The organism is Cytobacillus sp. (genome assembly GCF_964223445.1).
GTDB lineage: Bacteria > Bacillota > Bacilli > Bacillales > Cytobacillaceae > Cytobacillus.
In genome coordinates this window covers 24,381-46,475 of record NZ_CAXQGS010000046.1, presented here as the reverse complement: position 1 = coordinate 46,475, position 22,095 = coordinate 24,381, and the positions used below count along the sequence as shown (strand labels likewise).

The 22,095-nt window shown below is 39.7% G+C and carries 24 protein-coding genes and 1 riboswitch; of the genes, 8 read left to right on the top strand and 16 right to left on the bottom strand.

Going from position 1 to position 22,095, the window contains the following annotated elements:
* Positions 1 to 90: 90 nt before the first annotated feature.
* Positions 91 to 333: riboswitch (FMN riboswitch) on the bottom strand.
* A gap of 127 nt (positions 334 to 460) precedes the next feature.
* Positions 461 to 1,282, top strand: coding sequence for an EcsC family protein (locus tag ACEQ1T_RS07100; RefSeq protein ID WP_206837802.1), 822 nt, complete (start codon positions 461 to 463; stop codon positions 1,280 to 1,282).
* A gap of 20 nt (positions 1,283 to 1,302) precedes the next feature.
* On the opposite strand, the gene ACEQ1T_RS07095 is transcribed toward ACEQ1T_RS07100, so the two are convergent.
* The 9 genes from ACEQ1T_RS07095 to ACEQ1T_RS07055 all read right to left on the bottom strand — a co-directional run bounded on the left by ACEQ1T_RS07095 (position 1,303) and on the right by ACEQ1T_RS07055 (position 8,953).
* The gene (locus tag ACEQ1T_RS07095) at positions 1,303 to 1,878 is read right to left on the bottom strand and encodes a TlpA disulfide reductase family protein (RefSeq protein ID WP_206837805.1); all 576 of its coding nucleotides are present in this window, start codon (positions 1,876 to 1,878) and stop codon (positions 1,303 to 1,305) included.
* 89 nt (positions 1,879 to 1,967) lie between these two features.
* Positions 1,968 to 2,756, bottom strand: coding sequence for a hypothetical protein (locus ACEQ1T_RS07090; protein ID WP_370222231.1), 789 nt, complete (start codon positions 2,754 to 2,756; stop codon positions 1,968 to 1,970).
* Between the two features lie 204 nt (positions 2,757 to 2,960).
* Positions 2,961 to 4,301: a S8 family serine peptidase gene (locus tag ACEQ1T_RS07085; protein ID WP_370222230.1), complete on the bottom strand. Its 1,341-nt coding sequence runs from the start codon at positions 4,299 to 4,301 to the stop codon at positions 2,961 to 2,963.
* 261 nt (positions 4,302 to 4,562) lie between these two features.
* Positions 4,563 to 5,408 carry a patatin family protein gene (locus ACEQ1T_RS07080; protein ID WP_206837814.1) on the bottom strand — a complete coding sequence of 282 codons (846 nt, stop codon included), beginning with the start codon at positions 5,406 to 5,408 and terminating at the stop codon, positions 4,563 to 4,565.
* A gap of 94 nt (positions 5,409 to 5,502) precedes the next feature.
* A complete protein-coding gene (locus ACEQ1T_RS07075) occupies positions 5,503 to 6,279 on the bottom strand; it encodes an ABC transporter permease (protein ID WP_370222229.1) in 777 nt (258 codons plus the stop codon).
* Positions 6,276 to 7,181, bottom strand: coding sequence for an ATP-binding cassette domain-containing protein (locus ACEQ1T_RS07070; RefSeq protein WP_370222228.1), 906 nt, complete (start codon positions 7,179 to 7,181; stop codon positions 6,276 to 6,278). The genes ACEQ1T_RS07075 and ACEQ1T_RS07070 overlap by 4 nt, the downstream gene beginning before the upstream one ends.
* Positions 7,182 to 7,183: 2 nt before the next feature.
* Positions 7,184 to 7,381 carry a PLD nuclease N-terminal domain-containing protein gene (locus ACEQ1T_RS07065; RefSeq protein ID WP_206837822.1) on the bottom strand — a complete coding sequence of 66 codons (198 nt, stop codon included), beginning with the start codon at positions 7,379 to 7,381 and terminating at the stop codon, positions 7,184 to 7,186.
* 138 nt (positions 7,382 to 7,519) lie between these two features.
* The gene (locus ACEQ1T_RS07060; RefSeq protein ID WP_370222227.1) at positions 7,520 to 8,521 is read right to left on the bottom strand and encodes a helix-turn-helix transcriptional regulator; all 1,002 of its coding nucleotides are present in this window, start codon (positions 8,519 to 8,521) and stop codon (positions 7,520 to 7,522) included.
* 93 nt (positions 8,522 to 8,614) lie between these two features.
* Positions 8,615 to 8,953 (bottom strand): DUF4870 domain-containing protein, encoded by a 339-nt coding sequence (locus ACEQ1T_RS07055; RefSeq protein WP_206837827.1) that lies wholly within the window; start codon positions 8,951 to 8,953, stop codon positions 8,615 to 8,617.
* 233 nt (positions 8,954 to 9,186) lie between these two features.
* Between ACEQ1T_RS07055 and ACEQ1T_RS07050 the strand changes: the two genes are divergently transcribed.
* The 5 genes from ACEQ1T_RS07050 to ACEQ1T_RS07030 all read left to right on the top strand — a co-directional run bounded on the left by ACEQ1T_RS07050 (position 9,187) and on the right by ACEQ1T_RS07030 (position 14,622).
* Entirely contained in the window at positions 9,187 to 9,966 is a 780-nt protein-coding gene (locus ACEQ1T_RS07050) for an undecaprenyl-diphosphate phosphatase (RefSeq protein WP_370222242.1), read from the top strand.
* Positions 9,967 to 9,989: 23 nt separating this feature from the next.
* Positions 9,990 to 10,574, top strand: coding sequence for a DedA family protein (locus ACEQ1T_RS07045; protein ID WP_370222226.1), 585 nt, complete (start codon positions 9,990 to 9,992; stop codon positions 10,572 to 10,574).
* Between the two features lie 142 nt (positions 10,575 to 10,716).
* Entirely contained in the window at positions 10,717 to 11,841 is a 1,125-nt protein-coding gene (locus ACEQ1T_RS07040) for an amidohydrolase (RefSeq protein WP_370222225.1), read from the top strand.
* 313 nt (positions 11,842 to 12,154) lie between these two features.
* The gene (locus tag ACEQ1T_RS07035; protein ID WP_370222224.1) at positions 12,155 to 12,715 is read left to right on the top strand and encodes a GNAT family N-acetyltransferase; all 561 of its coding nucleotides are present in this window, start codon (positions 12,155 to 12,157) and stop codon (positions 12,713 to 12,715) included.
* A gap of 542 nt (positions 12,716 to 13,257) precedes the next feature.
* Positions 13,258 to 14,622 (top strand): MATE family efflux transporter, encoded by a 1,365-nt coding sequence (locus ACEQ1T_RS07030; protein WP_370222223.1) that lies wholly within the window; start codon positions 13,258 to 13,260, stop codon positions 14,620 to 14,622.
* Positions 14,623 to 14,664: 42 nt separating this feature from the next.
* Here the strand turns inward: ACEQ1T_RS07030 and ACEQ1T_RS07025 are convergent, their stop codons facing one another.
* Positions 14,665 to 15,438: an SDR family oxidoreductase gene (locus ACEQ1T_RS07025; RefSeq protein WP_206837843.1), complete on the bottom strand. Its 774-nt coding sequence runs from the start codon at positions 15,436 to 15,438 to the stop codon at positions 14,665 to 14,667.
* A 229-nt stretch (positions 15,439 to 15,667) separates the two neighbouring features.
* Here ACEQ1T_RS07025 and ACEQ1T_RS07020 point away from each other — a divergent pair, with 229 nt between their 5' ends.
* The gene (locus ACEQ1T_RS07020; protein WP_206837846.1) at positions 15,668 to 16,150 is read left to right on the top strand and encodes an Hsp20/alpha crystallin family protein; all 483 of its coding nucleotides are present in this window, start codon (positions 15,668 to 15,670) and stop codon (positions 16,148 to 16,150) included.
* Between the two features lie 13 nt (positions 16,151 to 16,163).
* Positions 16,164 to 16,652 carry an Hsp20/alpha crystallin family protein gene (locus ACEQ1T_RS07015; protein ID WP_370222222.1) on the top strand — a complete coding sequence of 163 codons (489 nt, stop codon included), beginning with the start codon at positions 16,164 to 16,166 and terminating at the stop codon, positions 16,650 to 16,652.
* A gap of 5 nt (positions 16,653 to 16,657) precedes the next feature.
* On the opposite strand, the gene ACEQ1T_RS07010 is transcribed toward ACEQ1T_RS07015, so the two are convergent.
* The 6 genes from ACEQ1T_RS07010 to ACEQ1T_RS06985 form a co-directional block, all read right to left on the bottom strand.
* Positions 16,658 to 17,155, bottom strand: coding sequence for a GNAT family N-acetyltransferase (locus ACEQ1T_RS07010; protein WP_370222221.1), 498 nt, complete (start codon positions 17,153 to 17,155; stop codon positions 16,658 to 16,660).
* Positions 17,156 to 17,337: 182 nt separating this feature from the next.
* A complete protein-coding gene (locus tag ACEQ1T_RS07005) occupies positions 17,338 to 18,078 on the bottom strand; it encodes a CAP domain-containing protein (RefSeq protein ID WP_370222220.1) in 741 nt (246 codons plus the stop codon).
* Positions 18,079 to 18,528: 450 nt separating this feature from the next.
* Positions 18,529 to 18,990, bottom strand: a complete 462-nt coding sequence (locus ACEQ1T_RS07000; RefSeq protein ID WP_370222219.1) for a FixH family protein — start codon at positions 18,988 to 18,990, stop codon at positions 18,529 to 18,531.
* A 16-nt stretch (positions 18,991 to 19,006) separates the two neighbouring features.
* Complete coding sequence (locus ACEQ1T_RS06995) at positions 19,007 to 20,410, bottom strand: sensor histidine kinase (RefSeq protein WP_370222218.1); 1,404 nt, start codon at positions 20,408 to 20,410, stop codon at positions 19,007 to 19,009.
* Positions 20,407 to 21,081: a response regulator transcription factor gene (locus ACEQ1T_RS06990; protein WP_370222217.1), complete on the bottom strand. Its 675-nt coding sequence runs from the start codon at positions 21,079 to 21,081 to the stop codon at positions 20,407 to 20,409. Before ACEQ1T_RS06990 ends, ACEQ1T_RS06995 begins: the two co-directional genes overlap by 4 nt.
* A 1-nt stretch (position 21,082) precedes the next feature.
* Positions 21,083 to 22,063, bottom strand: coding sequence for a YncE family protein (locus tag ACEQ1T_RS06985; RefSeq protein WP_206837866.1), 981 nt, complete (start codon positions 22,061 to 22,063; stop codon positions 21,083 to 21,085).
* Positions 22,064 to 22,095 lie beyond the last annotated feature (32 nt).

Sequence of the window (22,095 nt, the reverse complement as noted above, 5' to 3'; positions counted from 1 at the left end):
AAAACCCCGTACACCAGCTAGGTGAAACGGGGCAAAATCACATGACGAAATAAGCGTTTAAAAAAAATTTTTTTGAACGCAGCACTATAATCATTCCTTCTCCCATCCAGACTTTCACTGTCGGCTTTGGAGTTTCACCAAATCCACCGTTTTCATAAGAAAAGCCGATGGCGCCTGGAGCTAGACACTTATCTAGCTTCAGAATTAATGCAAACTTATCTTTTTGAAAAGCGCATGCACCTTGCATCTCTACTTATAAAACCGGGTCACGGACTAAGAGGGCGTACCCTCATCACCGCCGGTTGGGAATTTCACCCTGCCCCGAAGGAAATCCTATTCTATTATAAGAATCTTACCATGAATAGTAGGAATATACAAAGAGAATTGTTTGTGAAAGAATTGAAACTTTTGCTTTAAACTGCCGTATAGTAATTATTGAAGAAGGAGAGGACTTTAAAATATGATTGAACCAAGAGAACATTTAATAAATGAATTAAGAAAATGTGAAGAATGGGAAAAAGACCAAGGTGATTTATGGTTTTGGGAGAAGCTGGGCAGACTCCCTTTTAAGCTTATTGATAGATTCACACCCGAGTTCATACAAAAAAAGGTTGGAGTGATTCTTGATGAGCTTGGCACATATATTCAATCAGGAGGAAGATATTTAAGCTCAGCTTCAGCGTTAAAGAATTATTATCCCGAACAAAATATTCATACACTGCAGGATGTAGTTGCCCTTCCCATATCAAAGATGGATGAAGCCGCCGAAAAGCTAAGCTCAAACCGAAAAAGAACCGCTGCATTGCAAGGTGCGAGTACTGGGGTCGGAGGGATTTTCACCCTGACCATTGATATCCCGCTTCTCCTTGGCATTCAACTAAAAACACTGCAGGATATCGCGATTTGCTATGGCTTTGATCCAGCTGATAAAAATGAAAGGATGTTCATCGTAAAAATTCTGCAATTTGTTTCCAGTGACATTGTAGGAAAAAAAGCCATTCTGCAGCAGCTATCCATGTTTGGATCTATAGAAGAAGGACCAAAAAGGGAAGTCGTTTCCGAGCTTCAGGGATGGAGAGAAGTTGTGTTTTCTTACAGGGACCAAATTGGCTGGAAAAAACTTTTCCAAATGATCCCGATAGCCGGACTGCTGTTTGGAGCTTTCATTAATCGCTCAGCCGTAAATGATATTGCAGAAGCAGGCATTATGCTATATCGAAAAAGAGTAATCGTTAATCGGCTGCACCAGAATATGATTAAAGAAATAAAACCGGAGAGCTAACAATGGCTCTCCGGTTTTATTTATGGAAGCTTTTTGATCTCCTTCTCCATATACTCTTCATTTAAAGCTCCCAAAACTTTTTCTCTAATAACACCATCTGAATCAATAAAATAGCTTGTAGGATAGGCCATTATATTATAGTCAGAACCTGCCTCGCCTTTTACATCCATAGGAATTGTAAAGGTCAGCCCCAGCTCTTTTACGAATTTATCTGCATCACCGCTATTCTTTTCTGTGTTTGTGAGATTGACAGCAAGAATAGTGAAATTTTCATCTTTATACTTGTTATACAGCTTCTCCATATGCGGCATTTCCGCACGGCAAGGAGGACACCAGCTTGCCCAGAAATTTAAAAGCACTGCTTTGCCCCTATAGTCGGAGAGTTTTACTGGGTTTCCTTCCATATCTGTCAGTTCAAATTCAGGAGCAAGATTTCCTTTCTCCAGACCAACAGGCAATTCTTCAGGATCTTCCATTTTATCGTATTTCTGCATTTGTCCGGCTTGCTCTACTACCCCTTTGTCCTTGAGAATGGTTTTGTCGACAATAAACAGCAAAAGGACAATAACTGCGGCTGCGAGTAGAAACTTTTTCATTCCAACACCTCTAAACTGATATCCCAATACTTTAACTGAACTTATCATACTATATGGGGAATATAGAATCTATAAATGTGCATACGGTTTTAGTGATTGCGGTAAAGAAAAAGCGTCGCAAAAATGGCATAAATTCTAAGCTTTTCTTTTGCTGTCAGACCCTCTTCAAAAGAAAGTACAGGTGTATTGGGGTCCCTAAACTGCTCCCCCCACTCAAGCAGCATCCATCCTTTGCGAAGGCGTGCAATTCTTTTTGATGTCTCATCAAGAATTTGAAAATCCGTATGGAAAAAGGTTTTAGCAATGGAATATCGGTCACAGCCATTCTTATATACCAGTTTGAATCCATCTTTTTTATTAATGATTGTTTCTTTGCAGGAATCTTTCGCAAACGAAATATCTATGCCTTTTCTATCAATTAAGATTGATGCCTCCAGATTTGCGCTATGATCATAGATTCCCAGCCTTCTTGGAAAAAGCCGATCCAAAAAATAAGGCAAGAACCATCGAAACTTCCACATTTTCATATCCCTGATTTCACCAACCTGCCTTCCTTCCGGGTCAAAAAGCACCATTCTAAGGGAAGGTGCCGGCATAAAAACGATCATCAAATTTGACTGGCTTAACAATGAGAGACGGGCTTGTCTGCTTTTCTTGAACTTTCTCTCCACTATCTCGGCCGCCCTTTGCTTATTCAGCAAGTGAATTTGATAGCACAAAAAACTATATAAGATGAAAGGGATTAGAAAAAGGATTAAATAAGTCCTTGGAAATTTTTCTATAAAAACCAATAGAATGAAAAATGGAGGTACAAGTGCGGCAAGGCTTGCATTTATTGAGATGTCAGCTGTTTTCAGGTAATATTGCTGGATATTCATCAGTATGTCTCCCCCGCTATATTTATTTCTCTATAGTCTATTAATTACTTTCTATAAAAATGAATTTTGGCAGGATTTTATGAAGTTTACATAACGATGCATCTGCAGATAGTCTGTTTGAGTTTTTCCTTAACATCTTTATTCACTGATTATCCTTCAAATAAAAAAGCTGACGGACACTTTCCGCCAGCTTTTTTGATGGAATTACTTTAAAGCATTAACTGCATTAATTAGCCCATGGCCAGATTGTTCGTCGTATCCAGGCTTGAAGATATCCTCTGATGAAGATTGAATGATCTGCTTTACTTGTGCAGGAGAGATTTGGTCTTTCCCATGTTTTGCAATGATAACACCAGCCAGTGCAGCAACTTTCGGAGCGGCCATAGAAGTCCCGCCTTTATACCCATACCCGCCGCCAGGGATTGTTGCTAATGCCAAATAAGTATTGTCTCTGCCAGCTCCAGTATTTGGATCATAGTTTGGTCCCAAGTCTCCGCCAGGTGCCATAACATCAATTTTGCCGACACCGTAATTGGAATAGAAAGCAAGATTCTTTAAAGCTCCTCCCGCAGATACACGAATCATCAATTGACTGCTGGGGCTTCTGTGAGTTGCACCGTTATCAGAACCTGACAGCTGTCCCGGACTCTTTAAATCAACAGCGTTATTTCCTGCAGAACCAACTACAGTAACACCTTTTTGAATCGCATATTTAATGGCTCTGTTAAACATCTGCACGTCCGCTACAGTTTCCTTGGTTGTATACTCGGGATTCTGGAACCAGTCATAGCCGCCAAGAGACATGTTGACAACATCCACATTGTCATCCGCAGCTGTTATTAAAGCTTCTGCGATATGGGAAGTCGCTGCACCGCCTTCCGGGCCGAATACACGGTATGCTGCTACCTTTAAATCAGGTCCTACACCCATTGTTCTTCCTTTCGCTGCAATTGATCCTGCAACGTGGGTTCCATGGCTGTTTTCATCCATTGGATCTGGGTGACCAGGAACAAAGGATTTACCATATGCGTAATTTTCTTTTAAATCTGGATGATTATAGTCAATACCTGTGTCGATTACACCAACAACGATATCTTTACCGTCAGCTGTCTTTCCAGTTCCTCCAGGAAGATTCCATGACGAACCATTATTTGTTACTTGTTTGATATCCCATTGAAGACTGTGATATAGATCAGCATTATCTAATGGAAGATCTGCATTTACTGCAGGAGCTTCGGGATAAATTACATTTTCAGCGCCAGCAGACAATACCAAGGAAGACTTCCGAATTTCATTAAGAAAATTAGGATTTGCTGATGAAACCTCAACAGCTCCTAATTTATCAAGCTTATTCTCTACTTGTCCTCCAGATTTTCTCACTAATTCTGTATAGCCTGCAGGAAGCTTTGCTTCATCTTTGAAAACAACTAAATAACTCTTTTCAGCCGTTTGGGCTTGTCCAATGCTGACAGAACCCGCAAAAACAGCTGAGGCACATAATGCCAAACTTAATGTACCCGTTACGATGCCCTTCTTGATATTCATTTTTTATTGAGACCCCCTTATATTTTCTAATTTTCATTATATTCTAAATAAAAGTCTCGACAATCTTTGTATTCCGACATACTTCTTCGTCACTTTTCAGGAAACAATACTTAGAACCCATTTGTCTTTTTACATTTTAAGTCTGCCTGGGTCTATTTACTTGATTCCCAATCAAAAACTTTGTTTGTTCATCTTCAGCCCTGTCGAAAAGACAAGACTATTTCCTTAAGAAAAAACCGCATCTTATTAGATGCGGCTTGGCTAAAATTGATTGATTCTATCAAAGGATGTTCTTGCATCCTCATATCCTTGCAGATATAACTTTTCCAGTTTTTGAGGATTCCGCTCCATCCGTCCCACTGTTAATGGCTCCTGCGGCTGGATGACAAGAACTGTCCCATTCTTCTCTTCCTGTTCAACATAGCGGAGGGTATCGTTATAGGTCCGGCAGCGTTCCGCCAGTGCTTTCTGCAGCCCGGTATAATGCGGATATTTCCTTTTGACCATAAAAGTAAATTTAGATGGCTTTTTGGAATATCCCCTGTTTCTTGTTAAAATCACTATATTTTTTTTGAATCCATCTTCCTGGGCTTTCTTGATTGGTATAGGGTCGCTGATTCCGCCATCAAGGAGGACCCGGCTATTAAAATCCACCTCCGGGGCAATAAAAGGCAAGGAACTTGAGGCTTTTAAAACCTTAAGCATATCTTTGCCATAATCTTTTTTACTGAAATACACCGGTTTGCCGGTATGGCAATCTGTTGTTCCAATGACAAATTCAGACTCATTTTTATAAAACTCATCATAGTGATATGGGACAAGTTTATTAGGTATTTCATCAAAAATAAAATCCATCCCGAATAATTGACGGGATTTAAAGTAATTCCGCCATGAGATATATCGGGGATCTGTGACATAATCCACATTCACAATTCTGTTCCTGCCCTTTTGCTTGGACAAGTAAGAAGCTGCATTGCAAGCCCCTGCAGAAACTCCAATTACATAAGGAAAGCAGAGGTCCTGTTCAAGAAAATACTCGAGAACTCCCGCTGTGTATACTCCCCGCATTCCTCCGCCTTCAAGCACCAGACCCGCTTCACTGATCACCGTTCATCTTCCTTTCACTCTTTTAAAGCTATACTACCAAAATATCAACCTTCCATATACAAATCTGCCCAAAAGGGAAGAACATGCCATGAAGTCAGGCAAGTTCCCTTCTTTTAAAGATAGCAATTGATGCCAGCATGGAAATAACAATAGTTATAACAGAAACAATAATACTCGGCAATAATTCATCCGGGAAATTACGGCCCAAAATGAAAGCATTCGTATAAGCAGATAGAAGGGCCGGACTCCACTCCAGCAGATGAGGAAGCGAACTGCTCAAGAGGCTTAATATGACTATGACGCCAATACTGATAAATCCAATAGTACCAGGCGATTTAATAAACGTATTGAACAGTATGACTATAGTTATAATAAGTGTAAGCCAGATACCATAAACAAAGAAGGATTGGAGAAAATCCGAAAAAGGAATAAATTCAAACAATACGCCTACATAGTACCAGGAGAGGAAGTAACCTAATAAATAAGAGAACCATATGAGAATCATAGAACCAGCCCACTTTGAAGTTACAAACCGAGCGTATGAAACAGGCTTCACCAGTATAATCCCCGCCACACCGCTTTTCCTTTCCCCAGCAATAGTCCCCATTGTAATTAATACAATAATAAGCACACCAAACGTATTGAACTGGCTAAGACTTGCAGCGAGTGCTTCACCTGCAGATGGAACTGGAAGCTCGATGACTGCTCCTTCCGGCAGCCCGCCAAGAGAATCAATAATCTGAGGCATATAATATAATGTCAGCGGCTCCTTTACAGCTATCATAATAAAAGTAAGCGGAACCCATATCCATTTGAAATTTCTGGACATTTCAAGCATTTCTTTTTTAAATAAACTCATCCATTGATTCATTTTTGCACCACTTTCATGAATAAATCCTCCAGCCTCGTTCTGCTGATTTCAAACTTAACCAGCGGCAAGTTCCGTTTCATAATCTCAGTTAAAAATAGTTTTCTGGCATATTCTATATCCTCTACCAAAAAGCTCGCATACTCTCCATCCAATTTCATTGAAGAAACAGGCTGAAGCAGAGCTAATTCTTCTGCATATTGCACTGTATTTTCTTTAAAAGCCAAGTCAATCTTTGCCTGCTGATGTTTAGTTCGCAGGCCTGCCAACGTCCCTGATTCAACTAGTTCACCATTATGGAGAAATAATATTTCATCACAAATCTCTTCTGCATCATTTAGTATATGAGTTGAAAATAGGATAGCTGATTCTTTTTTCAGCTTATCCATCAGCTCCAGCACTTCTCTGCGTCCAAATGGGTCGAGAGCAGAAACCGGTTCATCAAGCATGACGAGCTTCGGACGATGGATTACAGCCTGTGCAATACCAAGCCGCTGCTTCATGCCTCCTGAATATTTTCCAATCCGCCGATTCTTAGCTTCAGCTATACCGGTAAGTTCAAGAAGCTCTTTTGCTCTGTCTTTGGCTTCTGATTTAGGAAGACCGGCAAGCTGGCCGGCATATTCGAGAAACTCGATGCCTGTCATCCATTCATAAAAAACGGGAAATTGAGGAAGATAGCCTATTAATCTTCGGAAATCCGCTTTTTCTGCCCCTTCAAACACGATCGAACCGGAATCCGGCTTCACCAGCCCGGCAAGCATTTTTAATGTAGTTGTTTTTCCTGCCCCGTTTGCTCCCAGAAGGGCAATACATTTTCTTTCAGATAATTGGAAGTCCAGACCTTTTATTACTTCCTGGTCCTGGAATTTCTTTTTTAGGTTTATTATGCTTACAACTGGCATTATCAGGCTCTCCTTCCGAAAATAAAGTAAATAATTGGCCCCATCAGGTTTATAAATAAAATGATGAGAGCCCATACCCATTTTGGCCCATTTGCTTTTTCTATTTTTACCAGATCAATAATGGCAACGGCCATTAATATAAGCTGAATGATAACTATAGGTGCAAGAATTGCCCAATTAATACTTTCTAAAAACTCCATTATGCTGTCCTCCCTTATTTGTTATGTCATTCATATGACGTGCAAGTTCCTAAAACGTTCACTGGGAATTCAATAGTTTTTAAACAAAAAACACCCCAATAATGGAGTGCATCAGAGTTTAATAGAATAAAGAAGGGGTTAATCTTTTTCTTTTTCATAAACAGACATCATATTGCGGATTTCGTTTGTTACTTGATCAATGAGCGAGGACGGCGAGAGTACCTTCGCCTGGTTACCCCAGTTGAGGAGCCATTTGACAAGACCCTCACTCACAATGGCTTTTGCTGTTAAAACGAAATGATTTTCATCAAGCTTTCTTATGTCTGCATCCCTCCCGAATTTATCAATTATCACGTTGATCAGATCGTTATGGAACCGGATTTTTATCCACTCTTCAGAGCCGGCATACATATGAAAGGTTGAGCTCACATACCTGGATACATCAAAAGGTTCATATGCGAACTGTTCTTCCGTTATATTTACATTGCGCAGACGGTCAATCCGATAATGGCGGATTTCTTCATTAGCAAAGTAATAGGCTATTAAATAATAAAAATCATTTACCCAGGTGAGCGCCAGCGGCTTGACCCTGTATTGCCCTCCATTGTGGCTTAAAGCAAATTCCTTGTTAAGATTATATCTTCCATATTGAAATGTGACGATTCTCCGCTCGGAAATGGCTTCATGCAAATCATTGATAGCCAGCCGAACCAGTTTGCTCTCACTTTTCACAGAGGAATCGATCATAATTTCATTATGCAGCTTTTTGGCATGATGAATGCTTGTCAGCTTTTTAATTTTCCGGATCAGCTGTTTCGTCTCATCTTTCGTGATAAAGCGTGCAGAAGCAACAGCATCAATCAGCATACGCAATTCATAAAGCTCGAATAGACGGTATTGATGGCTGTAGAACTTAGGCATCCCCTCTTTTTCCTGGTTGATGGTAATATCAAATTTTGCTTCAATCAGGTGCTCAATATCATCCCTCAGTGAGTTTTTGTTGAATTTCACATCCGGTCCATATTCCTTTTTAAAGCATTCAGTTATATCGTCCAGTGTATATTCATTTTCTTCATCAGTCTGCTCTCTTAGAATCTCCATAAGCTTGAGCATCCTTTGTTTGTTATCAAGTCTATTCATTACTTCCCCCCGTGTACTGTATAACTAAAAGCTCTGCAGAATTAATTATCCATTAAAAAAAGCCCAGTGGCAACGGCCCTGGACTCTGTTAAATTACTTTAAAATCCTGAAAACTAAAGGTATTCTGTACTCCTTGCCCTCATACGCTTTGACTGCAGCTACTATCGTAAAAATAAAAGCAAGGATTCCCACGATCCAAATAGTTATCATCCCAATTAAGATGATCATAAGCACGACGCTGATGGCACTGTAAATCGTATAGGAAATTAAAAAATTCAGATATTCCTTGCCATGATAATCTACAAACTCAGAGTCATTCTTTTTTAAAAGCCAAATGATCAGCGGTCCGAAAAAAGCTGTAAAAAAGCTGGTTACATAGATAGCTGCAGCTAAAAGCCTTTCATCATTGGAAGGCATTTTATAATCATTCATTCTGTTTCCTCCTAATAATCCTCAATATATTTTATGATTTCTTCTATATTATTTACGTTATTCATTTTAAAAGGTTTCATGTATTTATTAATTTTTGCGCCCTTCCCCAAAATAATTAAAACCTTAATTTCAAGTTCTTGAATGGGACAACTTGAATACAAATGTTAAAGACAGGCATTGCGCCATGACTTTGCCAAATTCTCATACCTGCTTAGGAAGGTGATATATAGATGATGTCAAAGCTGGAGGCATTCATTCTGGGGATCATCCAGGGACTTACCGAGTTCCTTCCTATATCCAGTACAGGACATTTATATCTGGGGAGACATCTATTTGGGCTAGATGAAGCTGGCCTCTTCCTTGATACAATGCTGCATATAGGAACTTTACTGGCAGTCCTTGTCGTTTACAAAAATGAATTGCTTCAAATTGTAAAGAAGCCATTCGGCAAGCTTTCGATGCTTCTGATAGTCGGGACGATTCCAGCCGTAATCGTCGGGCTCCTGCTGAGTGACATGTTCGATTCAATTTCAAAATCAGGTATTACAATCGGCTGGGAGTTTCTATTTACCGGGTTCATAATCTGGATTGCTGATGGTGTTAAGAAAGGCGCAAAAAAGATGGACCGCATCACTTATGGGGATGCCCTGTTTATCGGCACCTTTCAGGCAGCTGCCATCTTTCCGGCAGTCTCCAGATCCGGATTAACCATTGCAGCAGGACTCTTCAGAAAGCTTGACAGGGAAACAGCTGCTTATTTTTCCTTTCTGCTATCCATTCCGGTCATCGCAGGCGGCATTGTCATGCAATTTGGCGAATTGATGTCCGGTCACACAGAAGCCATAACCCTTGGCAGCATGTTAATGGCAACATTGTCATCAGCACTCTTTGGCTATGCAGCAGTCGTTTGGATGATTAATTTTCTAAAACGAAAATCCCTGAAGATTTTTGCTGTATACGTCTGGATATTAGGGCTCACCATTATACTCCTGCAAATGACCGGGATTTTTTAAATTTCTAATGGGGAGGTATCAGAATGGAAGAGATTATTGCCAGCATTTTTGAAATACTTTCCCAGCTGGGTTATGCCGGCATTGCACTTGGATTAATGGTTGAGGTGATTCCAAGCGAAATCGTCTTGAGTTATGGCGGCTTTTTAGTCAGCACAGGAGACATCCATTTTACAGGTGCCCTGCTTGCGGGGATTGCAGGCGGAACATTAGCACAGCTGTTTCTTTACTGGCTTGGATCTTATGGAGGAAGGCCTGTTCTTGATAAATACGGGAAATATTTACTGATTCAAAAAAAACATTTGGATGCATCAGAGAAATGGTTTGAAAAGTATGGAACCGGAGTGATCTTTACGGCCAGATTTATTCCTGTAATACGGCATGCCATATCCATCCCTGCCGGAATAGCCAAAATGCCATTATCGGTCTTTACAGTATATACAATTGCAGCCATGGTGCCATGGACGGTTCTCTTTTTATTATTGGGAATGGAACTTGGCGACCACTGGAGAGACATCAAAGAATACGCAAAACCATTTATATTGCCGATCATAGTCATCGCGTCGGGATCGGGAGTTTTCTATTTTTTTTACAAAACCCGGAAGAGTTAACATAACCTAAATCAGCTTATTACTCAAAAGTGTAGAATGATCATTTTACACTTTTTTTATTTGTTTAATCAGAAAATGTTCACCCTTTCTTTTCATTTTTGTAAAATAAAGCAAACACTACAGGATCAAAGGACGAGACCATGTGATGAAAATTTTATTAAAAAACGCATTCATTTACCCTATTGCTTTCCCTGCTTTTCATGGGGATGTCTTAGTTGAGAACGGAAAAATATTAAAGACAGGCAAGAATTTAAAGTCTGATTCTAATGTAAAAATTATTGACTGCCATAGCCACCACCTGCTTCCAGGCTTCATAGATGTTCATACTCATTTGGGGCTGTATGATGAAGGCACGGGATGGGCTGGCAATGATGCCAACGAAACAATTGAACCGTTGAGCCCGCACATTCGAGCTATGGATGGAGTATATCCTCTTGATCCCGCATTTGCCGATGCTGTGAAATATGGCATAACAACTGCCCATATCATGCCAGGCAGTGCCAATGTAATTGGGGGAACTACTTCTGTTATTAAGACTGCAGGAAAAAATATCAGCAAAATGATTATCCAGGAAACAGCCGGACTTAAGATCGCCCTTGGAGAAAATCCAAAACGGATTCACAGCCATGGCAACAAGGATTCAATTACAAGAATGGGGATAATGGGTATGCTGCGGGAAGCCTTTTATGAAGCTTTACAGTGCGATAACCCTGACTCTTTTCGGTTCTCACCGCTTGTAAAAGCGCTTAAAAGAGAAATTCCCGTCAGGATTCACGCTCACAGGGCAGATGATATTATTTCAGCAATCCGCTTTGCAGAAGAATTCAACCTGGATCTTCGGATCGAACATTGTACAGAAGGCCATTTAATTGCGGACGAATTGGAAGGGTTGAATTTAAAGGTATCAGTCGGGCCCACTTTAACAAGAAGGTCCAAAGTGGAGTTGAAGAACAAAACCTGGAAAACGTACCAGCAGCTGACAGAGCATGGTGTTGAAGTTTCAATCACTACAGATCATCCCTACACACCTGTGCAGTATTTAAATATGTGTGCAGCTATTGCAGTCCGGGAAGGCCTTTCAGAACAAAAGGCCTTGGAAGGAATCACCATTCTGCCGGCAAAAAACCTAAGGATCGATAATCAGCTTGGGAGCATTGAGGAAGGAAAAGATGCCGATTTAGTTTTGTGGAACCATCACCCATTTCACTTTCTTTCCAAGCCGAAATGGACCATGATAGGCGGAAATTTTGTGTACAGGGAATCGTGAAACTGTGTCGAATATCGCTGGTGTAATTTGACATAAAATCGCAAAAAAAATAATCAAAAAACCTATTTCCTTTTTGATTTTTTTTTAGTATTATACCTAAAGTGAAGTGAAAATTTTGCTTCTTTATGACAGACAATCTAATATCGGAAACGATAGTAATAGGGAAGGCAAATGGTGCGCCACCAGTTATCTGGTTCTAGTGGGTTCGATTCCCACCCCGAAATTTTTTAGCAGCATAATAAAAAATTTCGAGGGTGGACCGAAGGCTCTATTTGGCATGGAGTAGGACTGCCCTCAATTGGAGGGATATCCTATGCTCAAGAAACGTGATCTTCACGACTGCCATGCTTTATTTGATTTAATGACGCACCCTGATGTCTTCCCTTTTGTTCGCCAAAAAGCCAATTGTTATGATGAGTTTATGTTTATTACAAAGCAGACAATCGAAGCAGAAGAACGCGGTGAATTGATTTCACGCACAATTCTTGATGAATGGGGCGCTCCGATTGGGACGATCAATTTGTATGACATCCAGGAAAATGCCGGTTTCTTAGGCACATGGCTTGGCAAGCCCTATCATGGGAAGGGCTATAACAAATTAGCAAAAGATGCTTTCTTTGAAGAGCTCTTTTTTGAAGCCGGCATTGAAACAATCTTTATGCGGATCCGTAAAGAAAATATCCGCTCGCAAAAAGCTGCAGAAAAGCTTCCTTATGTCATTCTTGCAAATGAAACAAGAAAGTCTGTTTATGACCAGCTGAATGCAACTGAAAAGATTTACAATTTATATGAGATCCCAAAAGATCTATATACTCTTGATGTAATGCGTCATGGAGCAGCAGTCCAAGAATCGTCCCAATTATTGGAGGCTTAAAAGAAAAGCGGAAGGGCCTTGCCCACCCCCGACACCTCGAGGGGGTAGGCGCTGGAGCTAGACAGCTCTCGAAGTACAAAGATATATACTCTATAAATAATAAAAACGCAAAGCACTTGCATAGAAGCAAGTGCTTTTTATAATTCTTTCAATTGATAATATTGGATTCCGGTTCATCTGTTTTTTCTCTTATACCGTAATGGGCCAGCAATTCTTCCAGCTCTTCATTTGTAAGTGTTTCAAAACGTCCGTCCACAAATGAAACTTGAGGTCTGATTTGGATTAATCCTATTTATATTGAAGCTCATCTTTCTGCCTCCTTCAAGTCAAGTTTTGGAAATGGCTGCTTTTAATATTTATACTCGCCGATTGAAAGATTTTTATTCCCATTATTAAAAAGTTCACATAATTTAAACTTTTTTAATTTATCAATTGCCTATTCTACTATAGCTGTTTTCCCTGGATAAAAGGCCTGGATTTGAGCCGGCTTCTCTTTAGTATGATATAATTCTCTAGTTACTTTATAGAAAGAGGAAAGATTCATGAATCAGACATACAGCAAAAAACAAAAACTGCATCAGCTGCTGGTGATTTTAGTTCCAATACTAGTAACCCAGCTGGCGATGTACTCCATGACATTTATTGATACTTTAATGACCGGCCGCTATAATTCACAGGACCTGGCAGGTGTAGCGATTGGATCCTCACTTTGGGTCCCTGTGTTCACCGGTCTAAGCGGCATACTTCTTGCAGTTACACCGATCGTATCCCACTTGGTGGGAGCAAAGAAACAGAGTGAGGAAGTTGCTTTTTCTGTCATTCAGGGTGTTTATCTTTCCATCATTATGGCCGTCCTTGTATTCGCCGGAGGAGCACTCTCCTTAAATCCAATCTTAAGTGGAATGAATCTCGAAAACAGGGTCCATGACACAGCTTTCAACTACCTTGCAGCCTTAAGCACAGGATTGATTCCCCTGTTTGTCTACAATGTATTAAGATCGTTTATTGACGCTCTTGGAAAAACCAGGGTCAGTATGATCATTACTCTTCTTTCACTGCCGATAAATGCTGTGTTTAACTATATGCTTATATACGGCAAGTGGGGATTTCCAGAACTCGGAGGAGCAGGTGCTGGTTATGCTTCTTCTGTTACTTACTGGCTGATCATGCTCATTTCATTTTTTATTATTCATAAAAATTCGCCATTCTCGAATTATGGAGTTTTCAGGAATTTGCATGCTGTTTCAATCAGCAAATGGAAAGAAATTCTAATGATTGGCATCCCAATTGGCTTATCGATTTTTTTCGAAACAAGCATTTTCTCAGCAGTTACTTTATTAATGAGCACATTCGAAACTGCGGTTATCGCCGCTCATCAGATTGCCCTTAATTTTGCATCGCTTCTTTATATGATACCGCTCAGCATCTCAATGGCATTAACAATAGTTGTAGGATTTGAAGCAGGGGCTGCACGATTTAGGGATGCTAAAGAGTACAGCTGGATCGGGGTAGGCATTGCCGTAATCATGGCATTAATTTGTGCAGCCATCCTTTTGGCTTTCCCAAAAGAAGTTGCATCTATTTATACAAAAGACGGCGATGTATTAAAATTAACGGCCCATTTTTTAATCTATGCCATGTTCTTTCAGCTTTCAGATGCCATTCAGGCACCTGTTCAGGGAGCATTAAGAGGGTATAAGGACGTAAACGTAACCTTTATTATGTCACTTATTTCTTATTGGGTCATCGGTCTGCCATTTGGTTATTATCTTGCCAATTATACAAACTGGGGGGCATATGGTTATTGGATCGGCTTAATTACAGGACTTGCAGCTGGCGCCATTACTTTAACAAGCCGGCTGATTTTTCTTCAAAACAAAAAATATCCAGCATCCATGAAAGTTTAAAAAAAGGCAGAAGAATTCAGTTCTTCTGCCTTTTTTATAAGTTTACCCCTGATAAATTTTACCAAGTACGTCTTTTCCCCCTGTAACCGGGATAATGCTGCCTGTAATAAAATCGGATTTTTCATCTGTCAGAAAGCTGATTACACGGGCAATATCCTCACCTGTTCCCGGTCTTCCAACTGGTGATGCATTTTCCTGAACCTCAGCAGCCTCTTCAATTTTTTTTTCTTTCCATTCCCCGACAATATCTCCTGGACAAACCATATTTGCGGTAATTCCATTCCCGGCCTCTTCAAGTGCAATAGATTTCGTCAAAGACGCAGCTCCTGTTTTTGCAGCCGCAAAAGCGGAACGATAGATCCAGCCCGAAGCTGATTCTACTCGATCAAATCCAATTGTAATAATCCTTCCCCATCCAATTTCCCTCATTTTCGGGATAAATAATTTGGATAAATAAAATACCGCATTTAAATTCCCATTAATCAGATAATTCCATTGTTCGAAGGTATAATCCAGCATCTCTTTTCTTTCATGTACGTAAGGGCCTGCATTATGAATGACTATATCGATGACTGGGAATTCATAAAAAGCAGCTTCTGACATTTTTACACATTCGGCTGGTATAGAAATATCTCCCTGCAGAGCAATATTTTTAGTTCCATATTTTTTGGTCAGTTCCCGGCATAATGAGACAGCTTCCTTTTGACTGCTACGGTAATTGATCACCAGATCGATGCCTTTTGCGCCAAGCACATGCGCCGTTCTTTTCCCGATTCCTGTTGCTCCTCCCGTGATTAAAGCTGCTTTATTTCTCACAAAATTACCCCTCAGTATTTAATAAATTTTATAGACATCAATACCAATATACTAGTAATTACAGTGTATTAATGCAAATAATAAGAAGTTTTTTTCACTTTCAGCAACAGGGGCTTTGCAAAACTTAAAAATCCATTATTAACGGTTAGGCGTTTCTCCGCATAGAATATATGGCATAGTGATGAATCATTAGCCTAGCCGGCAGCTTAGCATGGAAAGGATGAGAAGGATGTTTCCATGGAACCTTTTTCCATTTAATAAAGATATGAAAAGTCCTCCCCATCAAATGAAACCGGAGGATATTGATAAATATGTTCGAAATATCATGGGGCAAATGTTTCCTCAAAATATGCAGGAAATGAACGGAACACCAGATTTTATGAAGGGCTTTAATACAGCAGCACCTGGAGCTAATCACCAGCCAAATTCTGCACCACTGAATGCTTCCGTCTTTGAAACACATGATTATGTTTTTGTCAGATTCCCCATCAAAAACGAGGACTGGTTAAAAAAAATGAAACTTTACCACACATCCAATCAAATGATTATTGAACATATTCCTGAGAAAGACGATAAGCACATCATTACTCTCCCTGCTATTGTCAGGAAAAAAGGATCATCAGCCAGCTGCAAAGAGGGGTATATGGAGATAAAAATACCTAAAAACGTCGATATGCAATTTTCGGAAATTGATGTAACGGAAATTTTATAAAGGGGGCATCTTTATGGAACTGGAAAAATGGAAAGAACTAATAAAAATGTCCTCCCAATATCAAAATCAGGATTTCTGGGAAACCTTTATATCGCCTGAGAATCCCGGTCACAATAAAAAACATTCTTTCTCAGGACTGGAACAGGAAAAAATCAATCGTTTCCTATCAAATCAGGATATTTATCCGCGATGTGATATGTATGAGTACAATGGGAATATCAAAATTGATGCAGAGCTCTCCGGTGTATGCATCAACGACATTAAAGTATCTCTCGTACAAAATGAACTAATTATTAAAGGAAAATGTTCATCATTTCATCAGCATTTGCGCTATTATCTGAAGGAAAGACATAGCAGATCCTTTGAAAAAGTGCTGACCATCCCTATGCCCGTTGATAAATATTCAATAGAAACGTCATTTGAAAATGGGATACTTTCCATTACTCTTCCCATCTCATTCCAAGAGGAAGAAGTAATACCCATTTTTGTAAAAAGTGAATAAAAACCTTAATCAAGCAGTTTATCATAACAATAAAAAGGGTTCTCCCGACCCATGAAGATTGTACCTGCATTGACATATCCGTTTTTTTCAAATAATCTTTGAGCCTTTTTATTAAGCGAGTATGTATCGGTTCTCATATACGGTATCCCTTTACTGACAGCATGTTCTTCAGCAAAATTAATTAACTTGCTCGCAATTCCCTCGCCTCTAATCTCTGGATCTACAGCCAGACGGTGAAAAACAAAACACGGCTCATCTTTTCTCCACGAGGCATTTTTATATTCCTCTGCCTGGATTTGATCGACAGTAATGGAACCTGCGACTTTTCCTTCATAGATAAAAGTGTACAAATTGCCCGTTTCAACATCAGCTAAAAAATCCTGATCCTGGGGATAAGTCCGATTCCACTGGTCATTCCCCTCGGATTCCATAATGGCAACAGTTTTCTTAACGATGTCCATAATTTTGTTCAAATCGTCTTTTGTTCCTTTTCTAATATCCATGTAAATCACCTGTTGATTCAGATTTTAGTGTCTTTTACTAATGTCCCATTGAATGATTGAATACATACATAGAGCCGCAGTAAATACTATATTGAATCATAAAGTAAAAGAAGGGATCCAGGCGACAGCGCAAAAACACATAAAAGACAGCCTTAAGAGGCTGCCTTTCACTCAAGCATATATTATTTTCCAATGAACATTTGAGTCCAGTAGTTACCGTCAGCAACATGGCCAACACCAAGGTGCGTGAAGTTTGCATTCATGATGTTTTTACGGTGGCCTTCACTATTCATCCAAGCTTGTACAACTTCTTCAGGAGACTGCTGGCCCATAGCAATGTTTTCGCCTGCTGTAGTGTATGAGATGCCGAATTGCTTCATCATATCAAATGGTGAACCGTAAGTTGGGCTGTTATGATCAAAATATCCTTTAGACTGCATATCACGTGATTTTTCACGAGCAACTTTGCTTAATTCAACATCTAATTGAAGTGCAGGCACTCCTGCTTTTGCACGTTCCTGGTTAGTTAATTCAAGTACTTTCTTCTCGTAAGCACTTACTTCAGAAGTTGCAGGTGCTGCTTCTTTTGTCTGTTCAGCAGGTGTTTGCTGCTGTGCAGGCTGCTGTGCCGGAGCTTTTGCTGTTTCTTGTGCTTTTGCAGGCTGTGCTGCTGGAGCTGCCGGCTTCTGAGCTTCCTGTTTATTTACTTGAACATTTCCCCAATTAATATTGTAGTTTTTAAGGTATTTTTGAAGAATGTTATTGATTTGTTCCTGGCTTAGGTTGCCAGATTGAGAAACTGCGATTTTTTTAGCTTGCTCAGGAGTAGGACAATTTGAAGCTGCGTCCGCCTGGTTAGCTCCTGGTGCTGATACTAGTAATGCTGCTGCCGCTGCTACTGAGTAAATAACTTTCTTATTCATGTATATAAATCCTCCCTGTGTTTATTTTCTTTGTTGTGTGGTGCTGTGTGACTTGCACAATCATCATATCACAGGGTTTTTCGTAATAATTTTGGACAGATTTGACAAATACCTGATTTCGGCACCCCTACGAGACTTTTAAACTAGTCAAATTAGGGCTGCAACTTTTCATAAATCCTTATATTAATAGGTTTAGGGATATTCATAAATGGGTAATTGTAGGATTGGATTTTTTTCTCTTTAGTGGAAGCGGCTCTGAACAAATACCATTTATATACTAAAAGATCACTATTGACAGGTTTTTAGTCTGACATTATTCTTTACTTTTATTACACCATTGTAACAAATGTTGTGGGTATATGTGCCCGGATTTGGGTATTTATCCCCCTAAAGGAAAGCTATTGCAGAGTAACAAGACCCAAAACAAAAAGCAGCAGATGCTGCTGCTTTTTAATGGCTGCCATGACCACTCTCATCTATATTTTCCATGTTCGGGCTGCCTGATTCTTCTTCAGGTTCACTAGGCTGGCCGATAACAAATTCTTTTTTAGGCATATTATGCATCCTGCGTGCCGTTACGTGTGAGTATATATAGTAGGTTCCTTCTTCCTCGAAGGTTTTCTCGAGACGATAAATCCCATTTTCAGCATGTTCAACAAGAATTTTTTCGTGTTCCTCCGCATTTGCTCTCCAGATTTCAAACTTTACCTCGTCTGCATCCGTGACCTCTTCTTCCCCATATGTAACGTTTGCTTCAAAAACCACCCGCTCATTTACTTGTCCTTTTTCAGGATTAATCGATAACTCGACTTCCAGAAATTGCGGTTCTTCCTCAGCTGCATTATTATTGCTGCAGGCTGTCAGGATTACCATGAGCATCACTGGGAGCCAGATATTTACTAGCTTCTTCATCATAAATCTCCTTATCTTACCTTATTTCGAACAGCGGCATCACAATCCTAACCGTCGTTCCTTTATTTAATTCACTTAAAACAGTAAGCTCACCTTGATGGAGCTTAACTAGCTTTTCTGCAATTGCAAGACCAAGACCTGTACCGCCATCAGATCTCGTTCTGCCTTTATTTACTCTATAAAACCTTTGTTTAATCTTGCTTAAATGTTCTTCAGAAATCCCTATCCCTGTATCCTCTATTTCAATTATGCATTTATCTTTCTCTTGAGATAAACGGATCATGATTCTGCCTTCGGCTGTATACCGAATAGAATTGTCCATTATGTTTTGGATAATCTGCTCAATCCTGCCTTCATCCCCGTTGATGATTACTTCAGGATCCAGGCAGTATTGTAAATCCAAATTTTTATCACGGAGGATAGGCTTGTATTTTTCAATAGCATCCTCTATAAGCTGTCCCAAAGGGAGCGGCATTTTTTCGAGTTTGTATTCGTCGGATTCAAGCTTAGATAAATCAAGCAGATCTCCCACCAAACGTTCCATCCTTTTTGACTCTCTAAGTATCAGCTGCAAATATCTTTGCCTGTCCTCCTCAGATTCTGCCATCTCGGAAATGAGTGCTTCACTGTAGCCCTTTACATAGCTAATAGGGGTTCTTAACTCATGCGATACGTTTGCCAGGAAGTCCTTTTTCTTTTCATCTTCTTTTTGTATAGATGAGGACATATGATTAAATGCATTTGCCAGCTGGCCAATTTCGTCCTTTGAATCAATTTCTAAATGAATATCATAGTACCCCTTTGAAACATGGTCAGCTGCATCCTTCATATCCAATAGGGGCTTTGTCAGTTTTTTAACCAGCATGGTTCCTAAAATGATGCTGATAACTGTAAAAATCATCGCGGCTGCAAACCAAAGATACGCAAAATCCTGGGTAATCTCAGAAATTTTTGCCAGGGGAACATATAAATATATTATGCCCTGGAGCCGATTATCATCGAGAAGCGGAATAATGACACCCATAATTTTTCGGTCAAACCTTTTTTCATAGCCCAATTTTTCAACTGTGCTGCCTTTTAGCAGCTCTTCACGTTCTTCTTCACTAATTAGTGTCTGATAGTCAATTTCAAAAGGCAGACAGGCACTAAGCTCTCTAGGATTACTGACAATAAAAACTTCTGTTTCTGATTTTGCATTATACCAATCGATTTTTTCCCTGAGATCCTCTGTCAAAGGACCCCCCTTGTATTCTGACGACAGGCTCCTCCCTTCAGTAAGCAGGGATTCCCTGACATTTTCCACATAGATTTTTTCATAAAATAAATAAGATAAAAAGTAGGAATATAAGATCGTTATGATAATTGCGGCTGTCACGGTCAGCCACATTTTTTTTGCCAGGCTATTCGTCAGGAATTTCATTCACTCGGCACCTCGAATTTATAGCCTACTCCCCAGACTGTTTGGATATAGTCCCCAACCCCAAGCTTCATTCTCAGCGTTTTTATATGAGTATCCACTGTTCGTAAACTTCCTGTATAATCCATGCCCCATATATATTCTAGCAGCTGCTCCATGCTTAATGCCTGGCTTTTATGTTCGATAAAAAATAGAAGCAGTTCATATTCTTTAAGAGTAAGCGTGACCTGCTTACCCGCAACTGAGACTTTCCTTGCTTTTTTGTCAATTGTGATCTTTCCAATCTGAATAGAATCCATGTCACTTTTTAATCCGCCGGTTCTTCGGAGAACTGCATTCATTCTGGCAATAAGTTCTCCAGGACTGAAGGGTTTGACAATATAGTCGTCCCCCCCTAACTGCAGGGCTTTCACTTTATCCCATTCCTCTCCCTTTGCAGAGAGAAATATAATTGGTACATTTGATTTTTTCCTGATTCGAGAACATACTTCAAATCCATCTTCACCCGGCATCATTATATCCAGAATAACTAAGTCCATCACATTATTTTCAAGTATGCCATATGCTTCAAAGCTGCTTTCTGCTGAAAAGCATGTAAATCCTGAGTTCCCCAGGTACATTTCAATCAAATGCCTCATATCTGCTTCATCATCTATAATCAGGATATTCAGCATGTCATTTTACACTCTCCCTAATGACTATTTTAAAAGGGCCTTCTCCAACCTTAATATTATTAAGCGTTTTTAAATTTTTTGGATCTAGTATATGTAAATCATTGCTGTCATAACCGGCGACCAAAAGTATATCTTTTGCAAAAGCCATTTCAAAAGGATTTGCTGCAACCGAGACAGAGGCAGCCTCTTCCCCTGATTCATTAATTTTATATAACATATTTGATCCATGGCTTAAGACATAAACATGATTTTCATGTCCAAGAAAATTAATCGGCATATAAGCAGCTGGAATTTGCTTTATCAACTCCCCGGTTTCAGTGTCATACACATGGATATTTTGTTCAATCTCAACTCCTTCTCCATGTCCGCCAATCCAGATTTCACCGCTTTTCTCATTAAGCCAGGCACCGGCTGCTGAAGGATGGATTGTAAATTCCCCGCTTTTTGCTTTTGATTCAAGATCGATAATTCCCAGTTTTTCATGATTGAAGCTTAGGACAAATAACTTATTCTCTTCACCATATTCTAGGAGGGTAAGCGGATCTCTTTCCGTCTCGACCTGTTTTTCCTCTTCTCCATTTAAATTAAAGAACCTAATTTTGTTTAAGTTTTGATCTGCAAAAGCTATTTCATTAGTATCAAGCAGGATGCCATTGACGATACCTTCTCCTGTCTCCCAGCTATCAATCAGTTTTCCCTCCTTTAAGGAGTATTGATCTGCCGTTTCAAGCTGTTTTCCATAAAGTAGAATGGAATCATTGTCCGGGAGAATTAGTGCCCCTGTATAAGGTTTCTCCATGATCCACTCTGCCGCCAGCTCCTTCTTAGCCAAATCCACAAAAGATAAGGTCATATCCTTGATATTCACTGTAGCAGCAAAAGTTATATCTTCAGGAATTGAAGGCTGTCTCTTTTCTGAGCAGGAAGTAAGGAATGCGGTTAATATCAATAATAATAAAAACCAATAATTTTTTTTAAACATACCATTTCTCCTTATGACTATCTTATCTTCAT